Below are 18,093 nucleotides of genomic sequence, written 5' to 3'. Positions count from 1 at the left end.
ATCACGAGATCGAGTCACCAACTCTACACCCAAACTTTATGACACAGTAGTACTAGGAGCCCGTCCGAGTAATTCTCTCGACGGCGAGGCGGGAGGGTGATTCACTTGGCTCATGGCCAAGGTGTTTCGCGCGTGGGATGTTGATCAGGGTTGGCTTTTGCCGCCCTCGCTGCACGAGTTCGTGCCGCCCGGGCACATGGCACACTTCGTACGCGACACAGTGCGGGAAGCGCTCGACCTCTCGGCCATCCTCGGCACCTATAGTGAGGAGCGCGGCTACCCGCCCTACCATCCGGGTATGATGGTGGCGCTCCTTCTCTACGGCTACAGCCGCGGCCTGTACTCGTCGCGTCAACTCGCCAGGGCCTGCGAGGAGCGGGTCGACGTCATGGCGGTGACGGGCCTGAACCGGCCGGACTTCCGCACCATCGCCGACTTCCGCAAGCGCCACCTCGTGGCCTTGTCCGACCTGTTCGTGCAGGTTCTGCGCCTGTGTCGGGCCGCCGGTCTGGTGCAGTTCGCCCATGTGGCGGTGGACGGCACCAAGGTGAAGGCCAACGCCTCCCGTCATAAGGCGATGAGCTACGGACGCATGAAGACGGCCGAGCCCGCGCTGGCTGCCGAGGTCGACGCGTGGTTGGAGCGGGCGCGTGAGGCCGATGCGGCCGAGGATGAGGCTCAGGGCCCGGACCGGCGCGGGGACGAGACGCCGGACTGGATGGCCGACAAGCAGCGACGCCTGGAGACGATCCGCGCCGCTAAAGCCGCCCTGGAAGTGGAAGCGATCGACCCGCCCGACCCCGAGGACGAGAGCGGGCCGGGTGCATCCTCGGGCATGCGCTGGCAGGGGCGGCCCTTGCGCGGGGAGGACGGCGGTCCGCCCGACCGGGCGCAGCGCAACTTCACCGACCCAGACAGCCGCATCCTGCCGACCCGCGACGGGTTCGTGCAGGGCTACAACGGTCAGATCGCCGTCGATGCCGCGCATCAGATCATTGTGGCCCATCGCCTCGTGACGAACGCCTCCGATGCCCGCGCCCTCGTGCCCCTCATCGACGACGCCCGCGCTCATCTCGGGCGCAAGCCGTACGAGGTCTCGGGGGATTCCGGTTTTGCCAACGAGGCGAACCTGACCGCCCTGAAGCAGCGCCGGATCGCCGCTTATCTTGCTCCCGGTCGGGCCCGCCATAGCCAAGCGGATGCGGCCGGTCGTCGGACGCTGACGAAGACGCCCCTGATGCAGGCGATGGCCGCGCGCCTGAAACGGGCTGGCCGCCGCAGCCGCTATCGCCTCAGGAAGCAGGTCGTCGAGCCGGTGTTCGGGCAGATCAAGCAGGCCCGAGGCTTCCGCCAGTTCTTACTCCGGGGCCTCGATCAGGTCCGGGGCGAATGGGCGATGGTCTGCACCGCCCACAACCTTCTCAAGCTGGCAAAGGCAGGGCGATGAGCTCAAAGCCGACACACACCTCTGACCAGATCTCGACGCTCAAACCATCCCATAAACTCGTTACTCGGACGGGCTCCTAGCCATGGACCTCCTACCGTCCTGACGATCGCCGTCGTTAAGGATGCGCTAACCAAGATGGTGACAATCGAGCGGTTAGATGCTTGATGGCGGGCGCGGGCATCCGAGCCGGCGGAGGTTAAGACCAATGGCTGCTGGTGATGATCCGCTCTGGTATGACCGCGAGGAGCCCGAAGAGCCTCTTGGGCTCTTTGCCCTTATGCTGCTGGCTGTCTTCGTCGTATACGATTTTACTTACGCAGGCTTCGTGACGCTTTTTCGCGTCGTACGAACGGGCGTCACGCTCGCATTTCGCGACACTAAGGCATGACGGCGCAGGACCCTCCAACCGGTGTGCGTCGCATGGCCGTGCGCGGACGGGCGTGATTTCACTGGTAAAAAATTTGCGGCCTTTTCATCCATGAGTTCGTTGCAATCCGCAGGTCGGGCTGACTCTGCAACTGCTAGCAAGCCAAGGATAAGGAAGCCGATGGAGCCCGGTAACGGCGAACTCCCACAAGCGGATCAGGCTACTCCGATCCAAAGTATCCGAAACCGCATATCAAGCTGGCTCACGTTCGCAGCATTGATGGTCTTCTTCATCGTAACCGTTGCCATTTGGGGATATGCGGCATGGTGGAGCATGGCGAAGCTGATCGGGCTAATCGTCTGAGGAGACGACGTCGGGCGCTACGGGCGCTTGCTGGCACCAGACCGCGAACTCGACGACGCCGGCAAGGCAGATGGTAGCAGCGACAACAGCCGCGCTAAACGTGAAGCTCATCCCGATACCCTTCCTCATTCCCCTTAACCGCAGGGTTGCGTAGTACTACGTACAATGCAACTCAAATCGTTGCTGCAACTGCGAGACAACTAAGCCGCGCGAGTGCAGCGCACTGATATTGCCGTGCGGTGAGTAAGGCCTTAAAATAAGCGTCGCTGGGTCAAGATCGTCGGCTCCGTTGTGCCAGGGGAGCTCAGGCGCCGAAGAGTACCTTGTAGCGCGCGGCAGCTTTAGGAAAGAGCGTCGGCGTGGGCTGCCAGATCCCGGCCGCGTCCTTCACGCCTTTGCCGGCAGACAGAGAGGAGAGCTGATCGGCCCGCTCAAAGTAGCAATGAAATGCAAGCTTGTCTCCGAGCGCGTCGAAGTGTGCGGCCATCTGCTCAATGAAATAGGGGTTGTCTCCGCCCGACGCGGCGTTGTTCGGGGGGAAGAAATTGCGACACCCCCACTCGGAGAAGCTTCGCTTCTTGCCCTTCTTGGCAGCGAATTTGGCGTAGGCGTCGAGGCCGTTGTCGCCGTACCAAAACCGCTCCTTCCAGCGCAGGGCCAAGTCCGTGCGCCAGCGTGGCTCCCAGGCCTCATCGTAGACGTCGGTATCGATGAAGTCCGTGACGTCGTCGCCCCAATAGGTCTTGAACGCATCGACGTGCATCCAACCGAGCGTGTTGCACCAGGAGAAAGTGAAGCGGGGATCGACCTGCCGGAAGATGCCGATGCAGCGGCGAACGTAAGCAACGTAGCCTGACGCCACAGGGTCGGTGCCAGCGAACCATGGCATCCAGTTGCCGTTACCCTCCCAGCCCGGCCGGATGATGATGGTGAACGGCTTACCGCTCACGCTACGGTCGAGGAGTGGCTTAGCAGAGCTCGCCATCGCCCAAATGCTGGCGTCGAATTTACCGGCATTGCCGTCCGCGAACTTGCCGGCATCATATCGAGGCAGGATCGGCACACCGAGGATCAACGTTGTGGGCAACTTGGCATAAACCCCGCAGAGCCATTTGGTAGAGCTAACGGCCTCCGACCAACCTTTTGTCTCCTCGGCGTTGTCGGACACAAACGGCAGCGTCTGGCGACCAAGCCAATGTAGATAGTCGGAGAGCTTCTCTGCGCCCGCGTACATGGGTGAGAATACGCCGAGACCTCTCAGTCGGGCCGGCAGTGTGGGGGCCGCTGCGACAGGCGAGGTTACCGCGACGGCGGCGCCAGCGAGGGTCCCAAGGGCCTGACGACGAGTCTGGTTCAGGGCTTCGAGGCCGTCGAGGAGTTCAGCTTCCGTCATGATCACAGTGTCCCATAGTAGGTGCAAGCCCAGGCAGCGAGTTCCCGCTTTTCGGTCAGCGTGAGCAGACGGTTGTAGACGAGACCTCGGGAGAGATAGGCATCCGCGTGGGCATCGTAGGCTCCGGCAGCGCGTCGAGCACCGAGGGTTGTTTAGTCGTGCCCACAGGGGGGGGCGATGTCGTCCCCGAGGTAACGGCGTTGGCCCTATCCACCCAAACCGTGGCGCGGCTGGTTCCGGCGATCACGTCCTCGATGATGATGTGCCGACCGGCGACATGGAGGACGCTGGCGTCCTCCGGACTGCCAGCCGCAGAGCGACGGGCTCGTAGCGTCGTATCGGCCAAGACGAAGAGCTGCTCCGCGCGGTTCATGGTGGTCGAGCTGGCGGGGTCTGCGGTACTCATGAGGCACTGCGTCGCCGTGGTGGTGGCAAGCTCCACGATGAGCACACGGGTGAACGAGGTGTCAAATGCGGGGTTGCCCGGCATGTCCATCCGCTGGGAGTTCGCGGAGGTGAAGCGGAGCGTCTGACGGTCATTCCAAGCCACCAGCGTAGGCCGGTTCAGAGCCGTAGCAAGAGCCACCGCCGAAGATCCATCAGAGCCGCCCATGGTGTCCACATCGGAGCCCGCCACCTAGTGCAGTGACGCGGACGGAGGATTCACGCGGACGATGAGACGTGTGAGTCTGGGCAATGGCTCAGACGGTATGCGTGCTCCTCGATGCGACCGGCGCGGTACGGCTGGCTGCGATTGCCAGCGACCGCTCCCGCCCGCTCAAACACACCCAGCGCGCCCGCATCGTCCTGCGCTCGGCCGAGCGCTTGAGTGTCCAAGACGTCGCTCGGCGGGCGGGCGTCAGCCGCCCGGCCGTATGGCGCTGGCAGCGGCGCTACGCCGAGGCGGGCGTCGAAGGTCTGCTGCGCGACAAGACGCGTCCGCCCGGGACACCACCCCATTCGACCGAGACGGTGGCCGAGGTGCTGGCGCTGACCTGCTCGGAGCCGCCGGGCGAGGTCACGCACTGGACCGGCCGTGCCGTGGCCCGCGCTGTCGGGAACTCGTTGCGCGCCGTGCAACGGATCTGGGACGCTCACCGCCTCCAGCCGCATCGACTGCGCACGTTCAAGCGCTCGCGCGACCCGGCCTTCGCCGCCAAGGTCGAGGATGTCGTCGGCCTCTACATGGCTCCACCCGCCCACGCGGTGGTGCTGTCCCTCGATGAGAAGAGCCAGATCCAGGCACTGGAGCGGACCCGCCCTGACCGTCCGCTCGCCACAGGCCATCCCGCCGCCCAGACCCACGACTATACCCGTCACGGCACCACGACGCTGTTTGCCGCCCTCGACGTCCTGGCGGGCACCGTGCTCGGCCGCTGCATGCAGCGCCACCGGAACGGTGAGTTCATCCGGTTGCCGGGACGCCGTCGAGGGTGCCGTCCCGCCCGGCAAGGCGATCCACGCGATCCTCGACAACGTCGCCACCCACGAGCATCCGAAGGTACGCGCCTGGCTCGCCCGGCACCCGCGGCTTCACCTTCCACTTCACTCCGACCTCGGCCTCGTGGCTCAACGCCGTCGAGGGCTTCTTCTCAGCGCTGACCCGTCGTCGGCTGCGACGCGGCTCCTTCACCGGCGTCGTCGACCTGTAGGCAGCGATCAAACGCTACATCGCCGAGCACAACCGGAACGCCAAACCCTTCGTCTGGACCAAGCCAGCCACCCACATCCTCGCCGCAGTCAGCCGATCCCCTGAACCATCCGTCTGAGTCAGTGCACTAGCGCTTGGCGGCGTCCCCGGGGTCAATCGAGTAAACCAGACCGTCCACCACAGGCAGTGCGATGTTGGAGACAAGCTTGAGCGTTTTGGTGCCTGAGACCACTTGGCTCACCGCGTTGGTCACCGTGATCAAGGCCGCAGTCGGCGTGATGGCCGTGACTCCGTTCCACGTGAGGAGGAAGGTCGCCGGGTTGTAGGTCACGCCGGCCGGGAGGTTGGATACCGCAACGCGCTTCGGCAGGAGGTCGCCGACGTCTGCCATCGGGTAGAGGTCGATCTGTGTGACCCCGGTCGTGAAGTTCAGCTCGGGCCCACCGCGCAGGTTCGGGCCGACGTCGCATACCCAGCGCGCCGGTCGGCAGGTCTCGCCAGCCTTGGCACCGACGCGGGCAAAGTAGAGCCGGCCCGGCTTGTCGGGATTGGCGATGGTGACAGTGTCGCCGACGCGGGTGACGAACGAAGGCAGGCCGGTCCAACCGCCATCCGTGTTGCCGCCGGGGGCGAGAACGTCGTGCACCAGGGCCTCGAAGGTCTCCGCGACGGTGGCGTCGCCGAACTGATCCGCGAGGGACGGCATAGTGCGCGAGGCGGTGGTGCCGAACGCCATCTTGAGGTCAGCGGTCTCGACGAGCGGCTTGCGGTGGGTGGTGCCGGCCTGACGCCACATGCGCAGCCACTCGATCGAGGAGCGGGCGCCCGTCGCGCCGGCGGCAGTCCAAGCTGGAAGCGAATACTGCCCAACGAAGTCGGCGACGTGGTTCGTCAGCATGAGGTAGGCGGCGCGGTCGCCCTTGGACCGCATGTTGAACACCTTCGACGTGATGATTGCCCCGTCGATGAGGTAGTCGAACCCGTCTTCGCGCAGGCGGAAGCCGACGTTGTACCAGCCGCCATCCATGAGGCCGGGCTTGTCATTGGCGCCGTTGGACCCGATCGAGGTCGACAGACCGCCCGTCCAATTCTGGCCGTTGGGAGCAAGCGTCTGCGGGAAGGCGTCGTTGGCCTCCCAATCGATTTCGATGTTGGACTGCGAGTTGGCCGCGCCCATGAGCTGCAGCCACAGCGTCGGGTGCCATGCTTTGTTCATCACGGCACCGGCTTCAAGGCGGATGCGTGCCTCGAGGATGCACGGGGGCCGGCAGACGAGGCGCCCGCCCGTATGGATCATGGCCGACAAGATGTCCTTGCCATCCGTCAGCGCCTTCTCCTGGACCGAAGCCGCGCGAGACTTGAGGACGAGAGCGCTACCTTCGGTGGCGATGAGGTCCTGCCAAGAGGCGACCGGCTGGCCCCGGTTGGCATCGAGATAGCCTTGATGGGTCGGGCCGACGTCGTAGCCCTTGAGCGTGAGACCGCCGGCGCCAGCCGAGCGCGGCGTCTGTACAGCGGCCGGAAGCAGGTAACCACGCGTATCGAACAGGTCGCCCTTGGGGGCCGCAGACGAGACGAACGACGGCATCGAGGCGAAGGTCATGCCGTCCGAGAGGCTGTACCCCTCGTATGCGGTCCCAGCCGCGCCGGCTGCGTTGATCGCGACGCCGCCGATCCCTCCATTGTTCGCGGGCACTGCAATCGAGAACGTGCGGTTGGTGCTCGTCGTCAAGGTGTAGGCCACGGTCCCAACCGCTGAAGCAGTTAGCCTGACGAGAAGCGACCTTCGATCCATGGACAAAGCTACCCGACCATCGTTTAACGCGATGCACGATAGAAGCTCGTCCCCAGTCAAGCCGGTGATCGCGGCGATAGAAGAGTTTTCGGCTGCACCCACGGCGAACGAGACCGTCGTCCGCCCAAGGGTCTGGACTCGATCAGCACCGGAAGGCGATGACGGCGGCGAGCGCAACGGCGGAGGCGTAGTTGCGGGCCAGCTTGTCGTAGCGGGTGGCGATGCGACGGAAGTCCCTGGAGCGATTAGGGTCGCCTCGATGCGCCAGCGTTCGCGGTAGCGGCGCTTGTCGTGGCGGATCTTCCGCTTGCGGCCGCGCTTGCCTGGGTTGATCGGCGTGATGCCTTTTTCCCGCAGGTCGGTCCGGAGCCAGTCGGCGTCGTAGCCCTTGTCGGCAGCTAGGCGACGGACCCGACCGGGAGCCTCGGCGACTACGGCTGGGGCGGTGGTGACGTCGCTGGCGTTGCCAGGCGTCAGCAGAAGGACGCCGGGGCGGCCGAGGACATCGGTGAGCGCGTGGATCTTGGTCGTCTGGCCGCCGCGCGAGCGGCCGATGGCCTGGCTCCAGGCCCCCCTTTATGGATGGCCCGCCCCTCACTGGGCTTCACTGCTAGGAGCCCGTCCGAGTAACGAGTTTATGGGATGGTTTGAGCGTCGAGATCTGGTCAGAGGTGTGTGTCGGCTTTGAGCTCATCGCCCTGCCTTTGCCAGCTTGAGAAGGTTGTGGGCGGTGCAGACCATCGCCCATTCGCCCCGGACCTGATCGAGGCCCCGGAGTAAGAACTGGCGGAAGCCTCGGGCCTGCTTGATCTGCCCGAACACCGGCTCGACGACCTGCTTCCTGAGGCGATAGCGGCTGCGGCGGCCAGCCCGTTTCAGGCGCGCGGCCATCGCCTGCATCAGGGGCGTCTTCGTCAGCGTCCGACGACCGGCCGCATCCGCTTGGCTATGGCGGGCCCGACCGGGAGCAAGATAAGCGGCGATCCGGCGCTGCTTCAGGGCGGTCAGGTTCGCCTCGTTGGCAAAACCGGAATCCCCCGAGACCTCGTACGGCTTGCGCCCGAGATGAGCGCGGGCGTCGTCGATGAGGGGCACGAGGGCGCGGGCATCGGAGGCGTTCGTCACGAGGCGATGGGCCACAATGATCTGATGCGCGGCATCGACGGCGATCTGACCGTTGTAGCCCTGCACGAACCCGTCGCGGGTCGGCAGGATGCGGCTGTCTGGGTCGGTGAAGTTGCGCTGCGCCCGGTCGGGCGGACCGCCGTCCTCCCCGCGCAAGGGCCGCCCCTGCCAGCGCATGCCCGAGGATGCACCCGGCCCGCTCTCGTCCTCGGGGTCGGGCGGGTCGATCGCTTCCACTTCCAGGGCGGCTTTAGCGGCGCGGATCGTCTCCAGGCGTCGCTGCTTGTCGGCCATCCAGTCCGGCGTCTCGTCCCCGCGCCGGTCCGGGCCCTGAGCCTCATCCTCGGCCGCATCGGCCTCACGCGCCCGCTCCAACCACGCGTCGACCTCGGCAGCCAGCGCGGGCTCGGCCGTCTTCATGCGTCCGTAGCTCATCGCCTTATGACGGGAGGCGTTGGCCTTCACCTTGGTGCCGTCCACCGCCACATGGGCGAACTGCACCAGACCGGCGGCCCGACACAGGCGCAGAACCTGCACGAACAGGTCGGACAAGGCCACGAGGTGGCGCTTGCGGAAGTCGGCGATGGTGCGGAAGTCCGGCCGGTTCAGGCCCGTCACCGCCATGACGTCGACCCGCTCCTCGCAGGCCCTGGCGAGTTGACGCGACGAGTACAGGCCGCGGCTGTAGCCGTAGAGAAGGAGCGCCACCATCATACCCGGATGGTAGGGCGGGTAGCCGCGCTCCTCACTATAGGTGCCGAGGATGGCCGAGAGGTCGAGCGCTTCCCGCACTGTGTCGCGTACGAAGTGTGCCATGTGCCCGGGCGGCACGAACTCGTGCAGCGAGGGCGGCAAAAGCCAACCCTGATCAACATCCCACGCGCGAAACACCTTGGCCATGAGCCAAGTGAATCACCCTCCCGCCTCACCGTCGAGAGGATCACTCGGACGGGCTCCTAGGTTTGCAGTGTGGCTCACACGAGGGATGGAGCGGACCGATGGCCATTGCGATACTCGGGATCGATCTGGGCAAGAACAGCTGCAGTGTGGTCGGGCAGGATGCGACCGGTCGGGTCGTCCTGCGACGCCGGATGCGACGCGAGACGGTGATGACCTTTGGCGCGACGCTTCCACCTTGCATCATCGCCATGGAGGCGTGCTGTGGCGCGCATCACATGGGCCGGGCGCTCGCCGCTCAAGGCCACACCATCCGGCTGATGTCGCCGGAATACGTGCGCCCCTACGTCAAGGCCCAGAAGAACGACGACCGTGACGCCGAGGCGATCGCAGAGGCTGCGACGCGTCCGACTATGCGGTTCGTCGCGCTGAAGTCGGAAGCGCAGCTCGACATGCAGACTCTGCACCGGGTGCGCGACCAGCTCGTGGGCGAACGCACGGCCTTGATGAACCAGATCCGGGCCATCCTGCTGGAGCGTGGCCACATCGTCCCGCAAGAACGTGCCAAGCTTGCCGCCAGGCTGAACACCCTGCTCGATCCCGACACCGCCGCGGACATCACGCCACGAATGCGCAGCCTCGTGGCCGACGTGCGGGAACGTTGGCAGTCCCTCGACGAACGCATCGCAACGCTCGATGGCGAGTTCGCCGAACAGGCCCGGACCGACGAGAGTGCTCGCCGGCTCACCACCATCCCGGGCATCGGTGCACTCAACGCCACAGCGCTGATTGCGGCGATCGGTGACGTGGCCACCTTCGCCCGCGGGCGTGATCTGGCGGCCTGGCTCGGCCTCGTGCCGCGGCAAGTCACGACTGGCGGACGACCCAAACTCGTCGGCATCACCAAGCGCGGCAGCAAGTACCTGCGCAAGATGCTGATCCAGGGTGCACGGGCGGCGATGCCGACCCTTCGCAAAAGCGATACGCGGATCGGCCAATGGCTCCGGGGCCTGCTGGCGCGGGCGCACGCCAACACCGCCGTCGTTGCGCTAGCAGCCAAGATGGCTCGGACCGTCTGGGCGCTGCTGCGCCACAAACGCGTCTATGAGCCGGCGGCGGTGGCTGCCTGAACCGAGCTTGGTCGGCGAAGCCTTCGTCGGCCTCACCATGTCTGCGAGCGGCGAGAGGAAGATGGCCTGACAGTCGATCGGTGTTCTGGAAGCCTCTGGCGTAAAATGGCGCTCGACGCCGCCCCCTTTATGAGGACCAGGACGCGCGGATCTCCATCTTGGCCAACGGCATCGCCGAAAGGCCGGATACGTTTATGCAGACTGCTCAGACCAGCGGATCATCAGCCACTTGCGGACGGGGCGGGCCATACGTTACCGCCATGCGCCGAGCGGTGCGACTTGACGTAGGTACTGTCGATGGCGGCCGCCTCGCCACCCCATCCGCCCTTGGCCAGCGCGGTCAGCATCGCCCGCCAAAAGTCACGGCGGGACCAGCGATTGAAGCGGTTGTAGACGGTCGTGCGCGGACCATACGCTGCCGGGCAGTCGCGCCAGCGGCAGCCCGAGGTCAGCACGTGCAGGATGCCGGAAATGACCTGCCGATCGTCGTTCCGTTCCGGCCCAGGCTGGTTCTTGGGCATGAACGGTTCCATCACCGCCCACTGCTCATCCGAGGGCCAGAACAGGTCCGCCATCGCCGCCTCCGTGCTGCAAACGGCGGCTCTGAATCACAAAACCAGAACTCTCGCAACGTCTTGGTTCGGTTCACACCCTAGTCCAAAATACCAGACATATTAGGATCGGATCATCTTGCCTATCTTCTAGCGCCCGTAGATGTCCTCGACGCGGATGATGTCGTCCTCGCCGGTATAGGAGCCCACCTGCACCTCGATGAGTTCGAGGGGAATCTTGCCCGGGTTGGTGAGGCGGTGCATCGAGCCGATGGGCAGGTAGATCGCCTCGTTCTCGTGGACCAGCACCACCGCGTCGTTGAGCGTGACCTCCGCCGTGCCCTTGACCACCACCCAGTGCTCGGCGCGGTGGTAGTGCTTCTGAAGCGAGAGCCGTCCGCCCGGCGTCACCAGGATGCGCTTCACCTGGAAGCGTTCGCCGATGTCGATGCGCTGGTACCAGCCCCAGGGGCGGTACATGCGCCGATGCGCGTCCGCCTCCGGATGGGCCTTCTCGCGCAGGCGCGTGACGAGGTCCTTGACCTGGGTCGCCCGCGCCTTCGAGGTCACCAGCACCGCGTCGGCGGTGGTCACCACCACGACGTCGTCGAGGCCGACCACGGTGGTCAGGTGCTCGCCCTCGCTGTGGATCAGGCTGCCCCGCGTATCGAGCGCTTCCACCCGGCCGCGCAGGGCGTTGCCCTCCGCGTCGTGGGGCAGCACGGCCCAGACCGCGTCCCAGGTGCCGACATCGGACCAGGGGAACGCGACGGGACGCACCCCCGCCCGCTCGGTGCGCTCTATCACCGCGTAGTCGATGGAGGTCTTCGGCGCCCGCCCGAAGGCGGCGGCATCGAGGCGAACGAAGTCGAGGTCGCGCACCGCGCCGTCGAGCGCCGCCCGCGTCGCGGCGAGGATCTCGGGAACGTGGGCTTCCAGTTCGGCCAGCATCACGTCGGCGCGGAACAGGAAGTAGCCGGAATTCCACAGGGCGCCCTCGGCGATCAGGCGCTCGGCCCCGGCCCGGTCCGGCTTCTCCACGAAGCGCTCGACCCGGTGATTGCCCGAGGCGCCTTCGAGGGCAGTACCCACGCGGATGTAGCCGTAGCCGGTGGCCGGCGCGGTCGGGGTGATGCCGAGCGTCATGATCTGTCCGGCCCGCGCGCCGGCGGCGGCATGGCGCGCGGCCTCCACGAAGGCGGGCGTGTCCCCGATGACGTGGTCGGCGGCGAGGATCAGCACCACCGCCCGCGGGTCGCGTCGCGCCGCGTGGAGGGTCGCCACGGCCACGGCGGCCGCCGAGTCGCGCCGCTCCGGCTCCAGGATGATGTCGGCGTCGATGCCGATCTCCGCGAGTTGCTCGGCGACGATGAAGCGGGCATCGCTGCTCGTGAGCACGCAGGGCCGCTCGAACACGTCGGCATCCGCGAGGCGCCGTGCGGTGTCCTGGAAGGTCGAGGATTCGAGGCTGACGAGCCGGGTGAACTGCTTGGGCATGCTCTCGCGCGAGGCCGGCCACAGCCGGGTGCCCGATCCACCGCATAAAATGACGGGATGGATTGAAGCAATCACTTCACACACGTCAAATAATCTCCCAAGCCCAGGTGGATATACACAAATAATCGATTTACTTTAACGATGTTAATAATCTATAATCTTCAAAGCATTAGGAAAACACCCAACAGGTAGATCGGCGTGAGCGTGGCGGCGCGACCGGCGATGGTTTTGGCGGAGCATTCGCCGTAACCTTTAGTCGTGATGTTAATTGATGTCAATCTGATCGCTTTATCAAATCAATATTTCTCAAAAAAGATCGAGACCATGTGCGATCCTATCAGGATCAGCAATTCGACCAGAGCAAACCGGATATGATTGCGCAGATTCCGTATGACGCTACGTCGAAACCGGAGCGGTCGCGTACGAGACTGCTTTGAACGCACCATGTCGCCTGATGCTCCAGATGCGATGGATGTTCCAATAATCTCTTATTTCGGCGCGATCCCGAGGATCTTCAGGGCATCGGGCCTGAACTCGCCTTTTGGATCGACGTGGCGGTAGAGGGTCTGCCGGGTGACGCCGAGCTCAGCGCAGAGCTCAGAGACCTTGGTCTCGGGCTTTTGCCACTCGGGCGGGGCGAGAGCACGCAGCCAAGCCGGGGCGGCTGTCGCGATGGCATTAAGGGCCGCACGTGATGTCTCGGCCAGGAGCTCGACCCGGTTAAGGTCGCGCACGACCGCCAGCACGTGCGTGCTGGCGGTGCGCTGACAGCCCCGCGCCTTGAGCAGGCTTTGATCGCGCGCGGTGTCAAGGATGGGGCCAGCGATCGTTCGCTTGTCTTCATGCGTCCGTAGCTCATCGCCTTGTGGCAGGAGGCGTTGGCCTTCACCTTGGTGCCGTCCACCGCCACGTGGGCGAACTGGACCAAAGAGAGCGGCGGGCCGCGCGGCTACGACGCTGGCAAGAAAGTCAAGGGCAGCAAGCGTCAGGCGCTCGTCGATACGGACGGACGTGCCCTCGTACTCGACCCGCAGCCGGCCAACGTCCAGGAACGGGATGGAGCCGGGCCAGTGTTGCGTCTGTCGCGTCGGAATTTCCATTCATCGTCAAAACCTTCGCCGACGCAGGCTATGCGGGCGACAGGCCCGAGACCGCCTCGATCATCACTGTTCACATCGTGCGCAAGCCTCCGGAGCAGGTCGGCTTCGCCGTACATCCGCGCCGGTGGGTCCTCGAGCGCTTCTTCGGCTGGATCAGCCGCAACCGCCGCCTCTTGAAGGACCCGGAGGCGACCCTCGCGTTGGCTCAAGCCTTCCTCTACGCCGCGGCCGTCATGATCCTCGTTCGACGGCTGGGACGCGCTTTACGACTTATCGGACGAACTCTCAGCTCGACTTTGGCCATTCAGGCCGCCTGGCACAGGGCGTAGGCCCAGGCTGGTGGAAGACGGAACCGAAGTTTCCTACGGTCGCGCCTGCAGCCTGACATCGAAGAAGCTTCCTCGCGCCAGATCGTGCGACGGACGGCAGCGAGAGCATCGGAGAAGGTCGGCTGCGGTTTGGGGTACCACGCTGTCGCCGCGACCTGCCGCCTCTCACGTGCTGTCAGCCGGGTGGCGAGCAGGGTGACGATGGAGAACAGGGCGAGCAGGCAGGGCGTCGTGCGGGCAATGGCCTTGTCGGACCACTGGCGCTCTCGTCTCGACGCCGAGATGGGTCCGTGCCTCTTGGAAGGTAACCTCGACCTGCCAGCGGCGCACGAACCACGTCACGATCTGGGTCGGGTCTCGTGCGGTGTCGGTGCAGAGCAGCCCTTGCGGCTCGAAGCGGTTCTCGGGATCGCGGATCAGAACCCAGCGGATCGGCACTGCTGGTAGACCGGAATGATGCCAGACGGCGGTGGCCGAGGCGATCTCGATCCTGCGTTCACCTGTGCCGTACCAGCCCGGCACGCTCACCTGCTGCCAGATGGTACCCGAGTCGGTCAGGATCTTGGACAGGGTTGGCCGCCGCACACCCTTCTTGCGCGGGCGCCCGATTGTACCAGGAAGCCTTGGAGGCGCTGGATCGTAGAGAGCCGCATCCAGGCGCAGGCGGGTGATGGCGGTGATACCGCCGCGGCGCAGAGCATCGAGAAACAGCAAGGCCGAGAAGGCGCTATCGCCGACCAGCACGAGATCGCGCCCCGGCAGCCAGCGCCTTACCTGCAAGGCCATCTGCCGTCCGACATCGAGCAGGGTCTTGTGCCGACGGCCTTGTTCCCGGCAGGCGCGCTCGGACGGAACGAGGGCAGTCAGGAACGGCAACGCCCAGACCCGACCGGCCCAGGGGATGGGTGCGAGCAGCATCAGGCTCATCCAGCGCAGGCCGATCGTCTTGACGAAATGGGCACCGGACGAGCGCACCGGATCACGGTAGATCCCGCGGGCTTGGATGCGGCGGTCGCAGCGCCGCTCGATCGTGTCGTCGAGCGCCAGCACTACGGGGCCGTGTGGGACGAAGGCCTCGACGAGCAGCCGAAGCAGCATGTGGGCTCCAGCATGGGGAGACCATGCGGCGCGGCTGAGCACCCGGTGGGTGTTCACGAAATGGCGGTCGCGTGCCCGGCCCGTGATCCGCAGCACGCTCGCTACCGTGCGCCGGCCCGGACAGAGGATCGCACCGATCAGCAGCTCCTGAGCGTGTCGCCACGAACGGTGGACGAACAGCGGAGCGAAGGACAGGATGATCCCGGCGAAGCAGGCAGGCAGGTGCGGCATGAGGCGTCTCTGGCGAGGGACACCATCAGCCTATCCATCACGCCCGCTTCGTCACCCAGCGCGTTCCGCGACATGTCGAAATGGCCAAAGTCGAGCTGAGAGTCCTCTCTGATTGGGGTTCGTGAGGCAAGCGATCTGCCCATCGATGTTTCCTGGTCCCGGTGTGTCGCTCCCGCGGGTCACGCGCTTCTCTTCGCGGTCGGCGCGAGGCCGCCGCATGATGGGGTCAGGAGAGCGAGGCGTCTCAATCTGTTTCACGACCTGGACTGCTGGCGCAGGCCGGTTCGAGACTCTCAACGAGATCGCCTCGCCCATCGTCCCCACGGGAACGATCCGGGTCACCCTTGCGGGTGAAGTTTGGCCTGCCGTCGTTCCGTTCGACGGGGCAGGTGTGTCTGGGTCAAGCGGCGGCCGCGATCGCCGGTGCCGGCGCCTTGCCAAAGCGGAACTCGGTCCCGTCGCTCCACATCCGGTGCAGAACGACGGCGAGCTTGCGTGCGACGGCCACGCGAGCCCGCGCCATGCCACGATGCTTGGCAACCTGCATCCCCCAGGCGCGCAGGCTCGACCATTTGCGCGAGCGCGTCAGCAGAGAGTGCGCGGCCTCGTAGAGCGCGGTGCGGGCCAGTTCGTCGCCGCAGCGGCTGACCTTGCCCTGGATGTCGGTCTCGCCCGACTGGTAACGAGACGGCGTCAGGCCGAGATGAGCGCAGACGTCCCGAGAGTGCCGGAACTGCTCCGGCCGGTCGATGGTGGCTCGGAAAGCGAGTGCAGTGATCGGGCCGACGCCCGGCACACTCATCAGCCGCCGGCAGACCGCTTCGCCGCGCACGATGACGAGAACCTGCCGGGTCAGCCGGTCGAGCTGCTCCAGCATCGTGGCTAGGATCGCCAGCAGGGGCGTGACGAGCGGCAGGATCAGGGGATCGTCGCCGGCCAACTCTCGCACGCGCCCGGCAAAGGCGGCGCGGGCCGGGGTGCCGAGCTTGATCCCGCCCTCGCGCAGGATCGCCCGCACCACGTTCTCGATGGCGCGCATCTCGTTGAGCACGGTGCGCCGCGCCACCAGCAGCGAACGCCAGAGCCGGGACTGACGCGACTTGACGTGAACCTGCCGGAACCAGCCTGTCCGCATGATCTGGGCGAGCGCACGGGCATCGTTGCGGTCGGTCTTGTTGGGCATCGTCTTCATGGCCGCGTTGGCAGACCGTGTCTCGATGCAGATCGCCGGTAGACCCGCAGCGCGCAGTTCGTCGTGCAGCCAGGCCGTCAGCGAACACGCTTCCAGGCCGACACGCTCCAGGGGCAGGCCGAGCCCCGTCAGGGCAGCGATGAGATCGGAAGGCTCGCTTGCTGCCCGCAGCTCCTTGATGATCCGACCCGTCTCATCGACCACCCAGATCGCGGTCTCTTCCAGGGACACGTCGAGTCCGGCAAAGTAGGTCATGGCTGCTCCTTTCCTGATGCTGTGGCGATCCGACGTCGACCACGATCTCACATCTCGATAGGAGCAGCCGCCTTCAGAGGATCCGCGGCAGGACCCCAATCACCCCATCTGTCCGATAAGTCATGATGCTCGCCCGAGCCTTCGGACAAGGATCATGACGGCGGCGGCGTAGAGGAAGGCCTGGGCCGAGGCGAGGGTCGCCTCCGGGTCCTGTCCGATAAGTCATGATGCTCGCCCGAGCCTTCGGACAAGGATCATGACGGCGGCGGCGTAGAGGAAGGCCTGGGCCGAGGCGAGGGTCGCCTCCGGGTCCTTCCAGAGGCGTCGGTTGCGGCTGATCCCTCCGAAGAAGCGTTCCACCACCCATCGTCGTGGATGCACGGCGAAGCCGACCTGATCTTTCGGTTTGCGCACGATGTCGATGGTGATGACCGCGGCGGTCGCGGGTCTGTCGCCGGCATAGCCGGCATCGGCGAACGCTCTGACGATGAACGGGAAGGTCCGCCGCGACAGGCGCAGCACCGGTCCGGCCCCATCGCGATCCTGAATGTCGGCGGCCTGCGGATCGAGCACGAGGGCCCGCCCGTCTGTGTCGACCATGGCCTGACGCTTGCGGCCTTTGACCTTCTTTCCAGCGTCGTAGCCGCGCGGGCCGCCGCTCTCGGTAGTCTTCACGCTCTGGCAGTCGAGCACGGCCGCCGTCGGCGAGGCCTCGCGACCGGCCCGCTCCCGGTCAGCCATGACCAGGGTGTGGTTGATCCGCCCGAACAATTCCTCGTCCCGCCAACGGCTGAAGTAGCCGAACGTCGTGCTGCGCGGAGGGAGATCCTTTGGGATCAACCGCCATGCGATGCCGCCGCGCAGCACGTAGAAGATTGCGTTCAGGACCTCCCGCATTGTCCAGACGGGCGGGCGACCACGCGAGGCGGGCTCTGGCATCAAGGGCGCGATCACCGCCCATTCCGTATCCGTCAGGTCGGTTTCGTATCGCAAGCGCGCACGGTTATGCTGCCGGCGAGTGGTCGGGGTCCACATGGCACGTCCAGATCAGGCTTCAGCACCCTTCTGGAATCACCGCCATCCCGGCCACTCAACCCCGGCCGGACATTATCGGACGGGCTCTGAGGCTGGTTGCGTAGGGCAGGCTCTCGCGCGCAAGCTCGGCGCGGGCGGCGGGCGTCCACATCGGGGATCCTGGGTGAGCGTCAGACACTCTCCCAACACCCACAATGCCCGCCGCTCACCCAACAGCTAAGCTGTTCTGCCCATTATGAAACGGGGTCTGAGCGGCGATGCGCCCAGCTTACCTGTCATGCCCTTTTGTCAACCCACACCCTCGACGACCCATCCCATTGGCCAAAGTTGAGCTAACTGATGACCTTGCTGTCGAAGAAGTTAGCGCCCATGGGGGTCGTCCCGCGGGCATTGACAACAGGGTGGCGCTTGGTGCCGGAGTTGCTGCAACTTATTGGATTTGGTCGGGAGAAATGTGAATTTTAGCCTAGATCAACGCTCTGTCTCTACTGGGCTGGATCCAATCAATCTGACCGGCAGCTTGAAGCCTCCTCAGCAGCACCTGAAACAGGTAAGACCGGATGCCAACCTTTTCCCGATCACTCATCCACCGCCCTCAAAACATGCCCGGTTGGCGCCTCATTTTCCAAGAAAGTCC

Annotated in this window: 11 protein-coding genes and 5 pseudogenes; 5 read left to right on the top strand and 11 right to left on the bottom strand. The window is 65.4% G+C overall.

Annotated features, from left to right (window positions below; translation table 11 throughout):
- Nucleotides 1-112: 112 nt before the first annotated feature.
- Both OF380_RS14670 and OF380_RS14665 read left to right on the top strand, forming a co-directional pair.
- Nucleotides 113-1,447 carry an IS1182 family transposase gene (locus OF380_RS14670; protein ID WP_264045172.1) on the top strand — a complete coding sequence of 445 codons (1,335 nt, stop codon included), beginning with the start codon at nucleotides 113-115 and terminating at the stop codon, nucleotides 1,445-1,447.
- Between the two features lie 205 nt (nucleotides 1,448-1,652).
- Nucleotides 1,653-1,835 carry a hypothetical protein gene (locus tag OF380_RS14665; protein WP_264045180.1) on the top strand — a complete coding sequence of 61 codons (183 nt, stop codon included), beginning with the start codon at nucleotides 1,653-1,655 and terminating at the stop codon, nucleotides 1,833-1,835.
- 646 nt (nucleotides 1,836-2,481) lie between these two features.
- On the opposite strand, the gene OF380_RS14660 is transcribed toward OF380_RS14665, so the two are convergent.
- A complete protein-coding gene (locus OF380_RS14660; RefSeq protein WP_264045178.1) occupies nucleotides 2,482-3,570 on the bottom strand; it encodes a glycoside hydrolase family 26 protein in 1,089 nt (362 codons plus the stop codon).
- Nucleotides 3,571-3,625: 55 nt separating this feature from the next.
- A complete protein-coding gene (locus OF380_RS14655) occupies nucleotides 3,626-4,060 on the bottom strand; it encodes a hypothetical protein (RefSeq protein ID WP_264045176.1) in 435 nt (144 codons plus the stop codon).
- Nucleotides 4,061-4,266: 206 nt separating this feature from the next.
- Here OF380_RS14655 and OF380_RS14650 point away from each other — a divergent pair.
- Nucleotides 4,267-5,339, top strand: a pseudogene (locus OF380_RS14650) (IS630 family transposase).
- Between the two features lie 9 nt (nucleotides 5,340-5,348).
- Here OF380_RS14650 and OF380_RS14645 read toward each other — a convergent pair.
- The 3 genes and pseudogenes from OF380_RS14645 to OF380_RS14635 form a co-directional block, all read right to left on the bottom strand.
- Nucleotides 5,349-7,118: a hypothetical protein gene (locus OF380_RS14645; protein WP_264045174.1), complete on the bottom strand. Its 1,770-nt coding sequence runs from the start codon at nucleotides 7,116-7,118 to the stop codon at nucleotides 5,349-5,351.
- A 40-nt stretch (nucleotides 7,119-7,158) separates the two neighbouring features.
- Nucleotides 7,159-7,589: pseudogene (locus OF380_RS14640) on the bottom strand (IS5 family transposase); the annotation flags it as partial.
- 117 nt (nucleotides 7,590-7,706) lie between these two features.
- Nucleotides 7,707-9,041 (bottom strand): IS1182 family transposase, encoded by a 1,335-nt coding sequence (locus OF380_RS14635; protein ID WP_264045172.1) that lies wholly within the window; start codon nucleotides 9,039-9,041, stop codon nucleotides 7,707-7,709.
- A 98-nt stretch (nucleotides 9,042-9,139) separates the two neighbouring features.
- Here OF380_RS14635 and OF380_RS14630 point away from each other — a divergent pair, with 98 nt between their 5' ends.
- Nucleotides 9,140-10,168 (top strand): IS110 family RNA-guided transposase, encoded by a 1,029-nt coding sequence (locus OF380_RS14630; RefSeq protein WP_264045170.1) that lies wholly within the window; start codon nucleotides 9,140-9,142, stop codon nucleotides 10,166-10,168.
- A 254-nt stretch (nucleotides 10,169-10,422) separates the two neighbouring features.
- Here the strand turns inward: OF380_RS14630 and OF380_RS14625 are convergent.
- The 3 genes and pseudogenes from OF380_RS14625 to OF380_RS28805 all read right to left on the bottom strand — a co-directional run.
- Nucleotides 10,423-10,743, bottom strand: a pseudogene (locus OF380_RS14625) (IS5 family transposase); the annotation flags it as partial.
- A 126-nt stretch (nucleotides 10,744-10,869) separates the two neighbouring features.
- Nucleotides 10,870-12,291 (bottom strand): mannose-1-phosphate guanylyltransferase/mannose-6-phosphate isomerase, encoded by a 1,422-nt coding sequence (locus OF380_RS14620; protein ID WP_264051336.1) that lies wholly within the window; start codon nucleotides 12,289-12,291, stop codon nucleotides 10,870-10,872.
- 548 nt (nucleotides 12,292-12,839) lie between these two features.
- Nucleotides 12,840-13,034: pseudogene (locus tag OF380_RS28805) on the bottom strand (IS5/IS1182 family transposase); the annotation flags it as partial.
- A gap of 105 nt (nucleotides 13,035-13,139) precedes the next feature.
- Between OF380_RS28805 and OF380_RS14615 the strand changes: the two are divergent.
- A pseudogene (locus OF380_RS14615) lies at nucleotides 13,140-13,579 on the top strand (transposase); the annotation flags it as partial.
- Nucleotides 13,580-13,810: 231 nt separating this feature from the next.
- Here the strand turns inward: OF380_RS14615 and OF380_RS14610 are convergent.
- The 3 genes from OF380_RS14610 to OF380_RS14595 all read right to left on the bottom strand — a co-directional run bounded on the left by OF380_RS14610 (nucleotide 13,811) and on the right by OF380_RS14595 (nucleotide 17,456).
- A complete protein-coding gene (locus tag OF380_RS14610; protein ID WP_264045148.1) occupies nucleotides 13,811-14,974 on the bottom strand; it encodes an IS701 family transposase in 1,164 nt (387 codons plus the stop codon).
- Between the two features lie 400 nt (nucleotides 14,975-15,374).
- Nucleotides 15,375-16,421 carry an IS110 family RNA-guided transposase gene (locus tag OF380_RS14605; RefSeq protein WP_264045168.1) on the bottom strand — a complete coding sequence of 349 codons (1,047 nt, stop codon included), beginning with the start codon at nucleotides 16,419-16,421 and terminating at the stop codon, nucleotides 15,375-15,377.
- A 222-nt stretch (nucleotides 16,422-16,643) separates the two neighbouring features.
- Nucleotides 16,644-17,456 (bottom strand): IS5 family transposase, encoded by an 813-nt coding sequence (locus OF380_RS14595; protein ID WP_264045167.1) that lies wholly within the window; start codon nucleotides 17,454-17,456, stop codon nucleotides 16,644-16,646.
- Between the last annotated feature and the right edge of the window lie 637 nt (nucleotides 17,457-18,093).

Origin of the sequence: Methylobacterium sp. FF17, from assembly GCF_025813715.1 — a bacterium.
Classification (GTDB): domain Bacteria; phylum Pseudomonadota; class Alphaproteobacteria; order Rhizobiales; family Beijerinckiaceae; genus Methylobacterium; species Methylobacterium flocculans.
This window is presented reverse-complemented; position numbering and strand designations above follow the sequence as displayed.

Excerpts from the sequence above, each read along its gene's own strand:
- OF380_RS14605 (WP_264045168.1), bottom strand. The coding sequence starts at position 16,421 with ATGACCTACTTTGCCGGACTCGACGTGTCCCTGGAAGAGACCGCGATC.
- OF380_RS14655 (WP_264045176.1), bottom strand. The coding sequence starts at position 4,060 with ATGCCGGGCAACCCCGCATTTGACACCTCGTTCACCCGTGTGCTCATC.
- OF380_RS14610 (WP_264045148.1), bottom strand. The coding sequence starts at position 14,974 with ATGCCGCACCTGCCTGCCTGCTTCGCCGGGATCATCCTGTCCTTCGCT.
- OF380_RS14670 (WP_264045172.1), top strand. The coding sequence starts at position 113 with ATGGCCAAGGTGTTTCGCGCGTGGGATGTTGATCAGGGTTGGCTTTTG.
- OF380_RS14635 (WP_264045172.1), bottom strand. The coding sequence starts at position 9,041 with ATGGCCAAGGTGTTTCGCGCGTGGGATGTTGATCAGGGTTGGCTTTTG.
- OF380_RS14595 (WP_264045167.1), bottom strand. The coding sequence starts at position 17,456 with ATGTGGACCCCGACCACTCGCCGGCAGCATAACCGTGCGCGCTTGCGA.
- OF380_RS14660 (WP_264045178.1), bottom strand. The coding sequence starts at position 3,570 with ATGACGGAAGCTGAACTCCTCGACGGCCTCGAAGCCCTGAACCAGACT.
- OF380_RS14665 (WP_264045180.1), top strand. The coding sequence starts at position 1,653 with ATGGCTGCTGGTGATGATCCGCTCTGGTATGACCGCGAGGAGCCCGAA.
- OF380_RS14630 (WP_264045170.1), top strand. The coding sequence starts at position 9,140 with ATGGCCATTGCGATACTCGGGATCGATCTGGGCAAGAACAGCTGCAGT.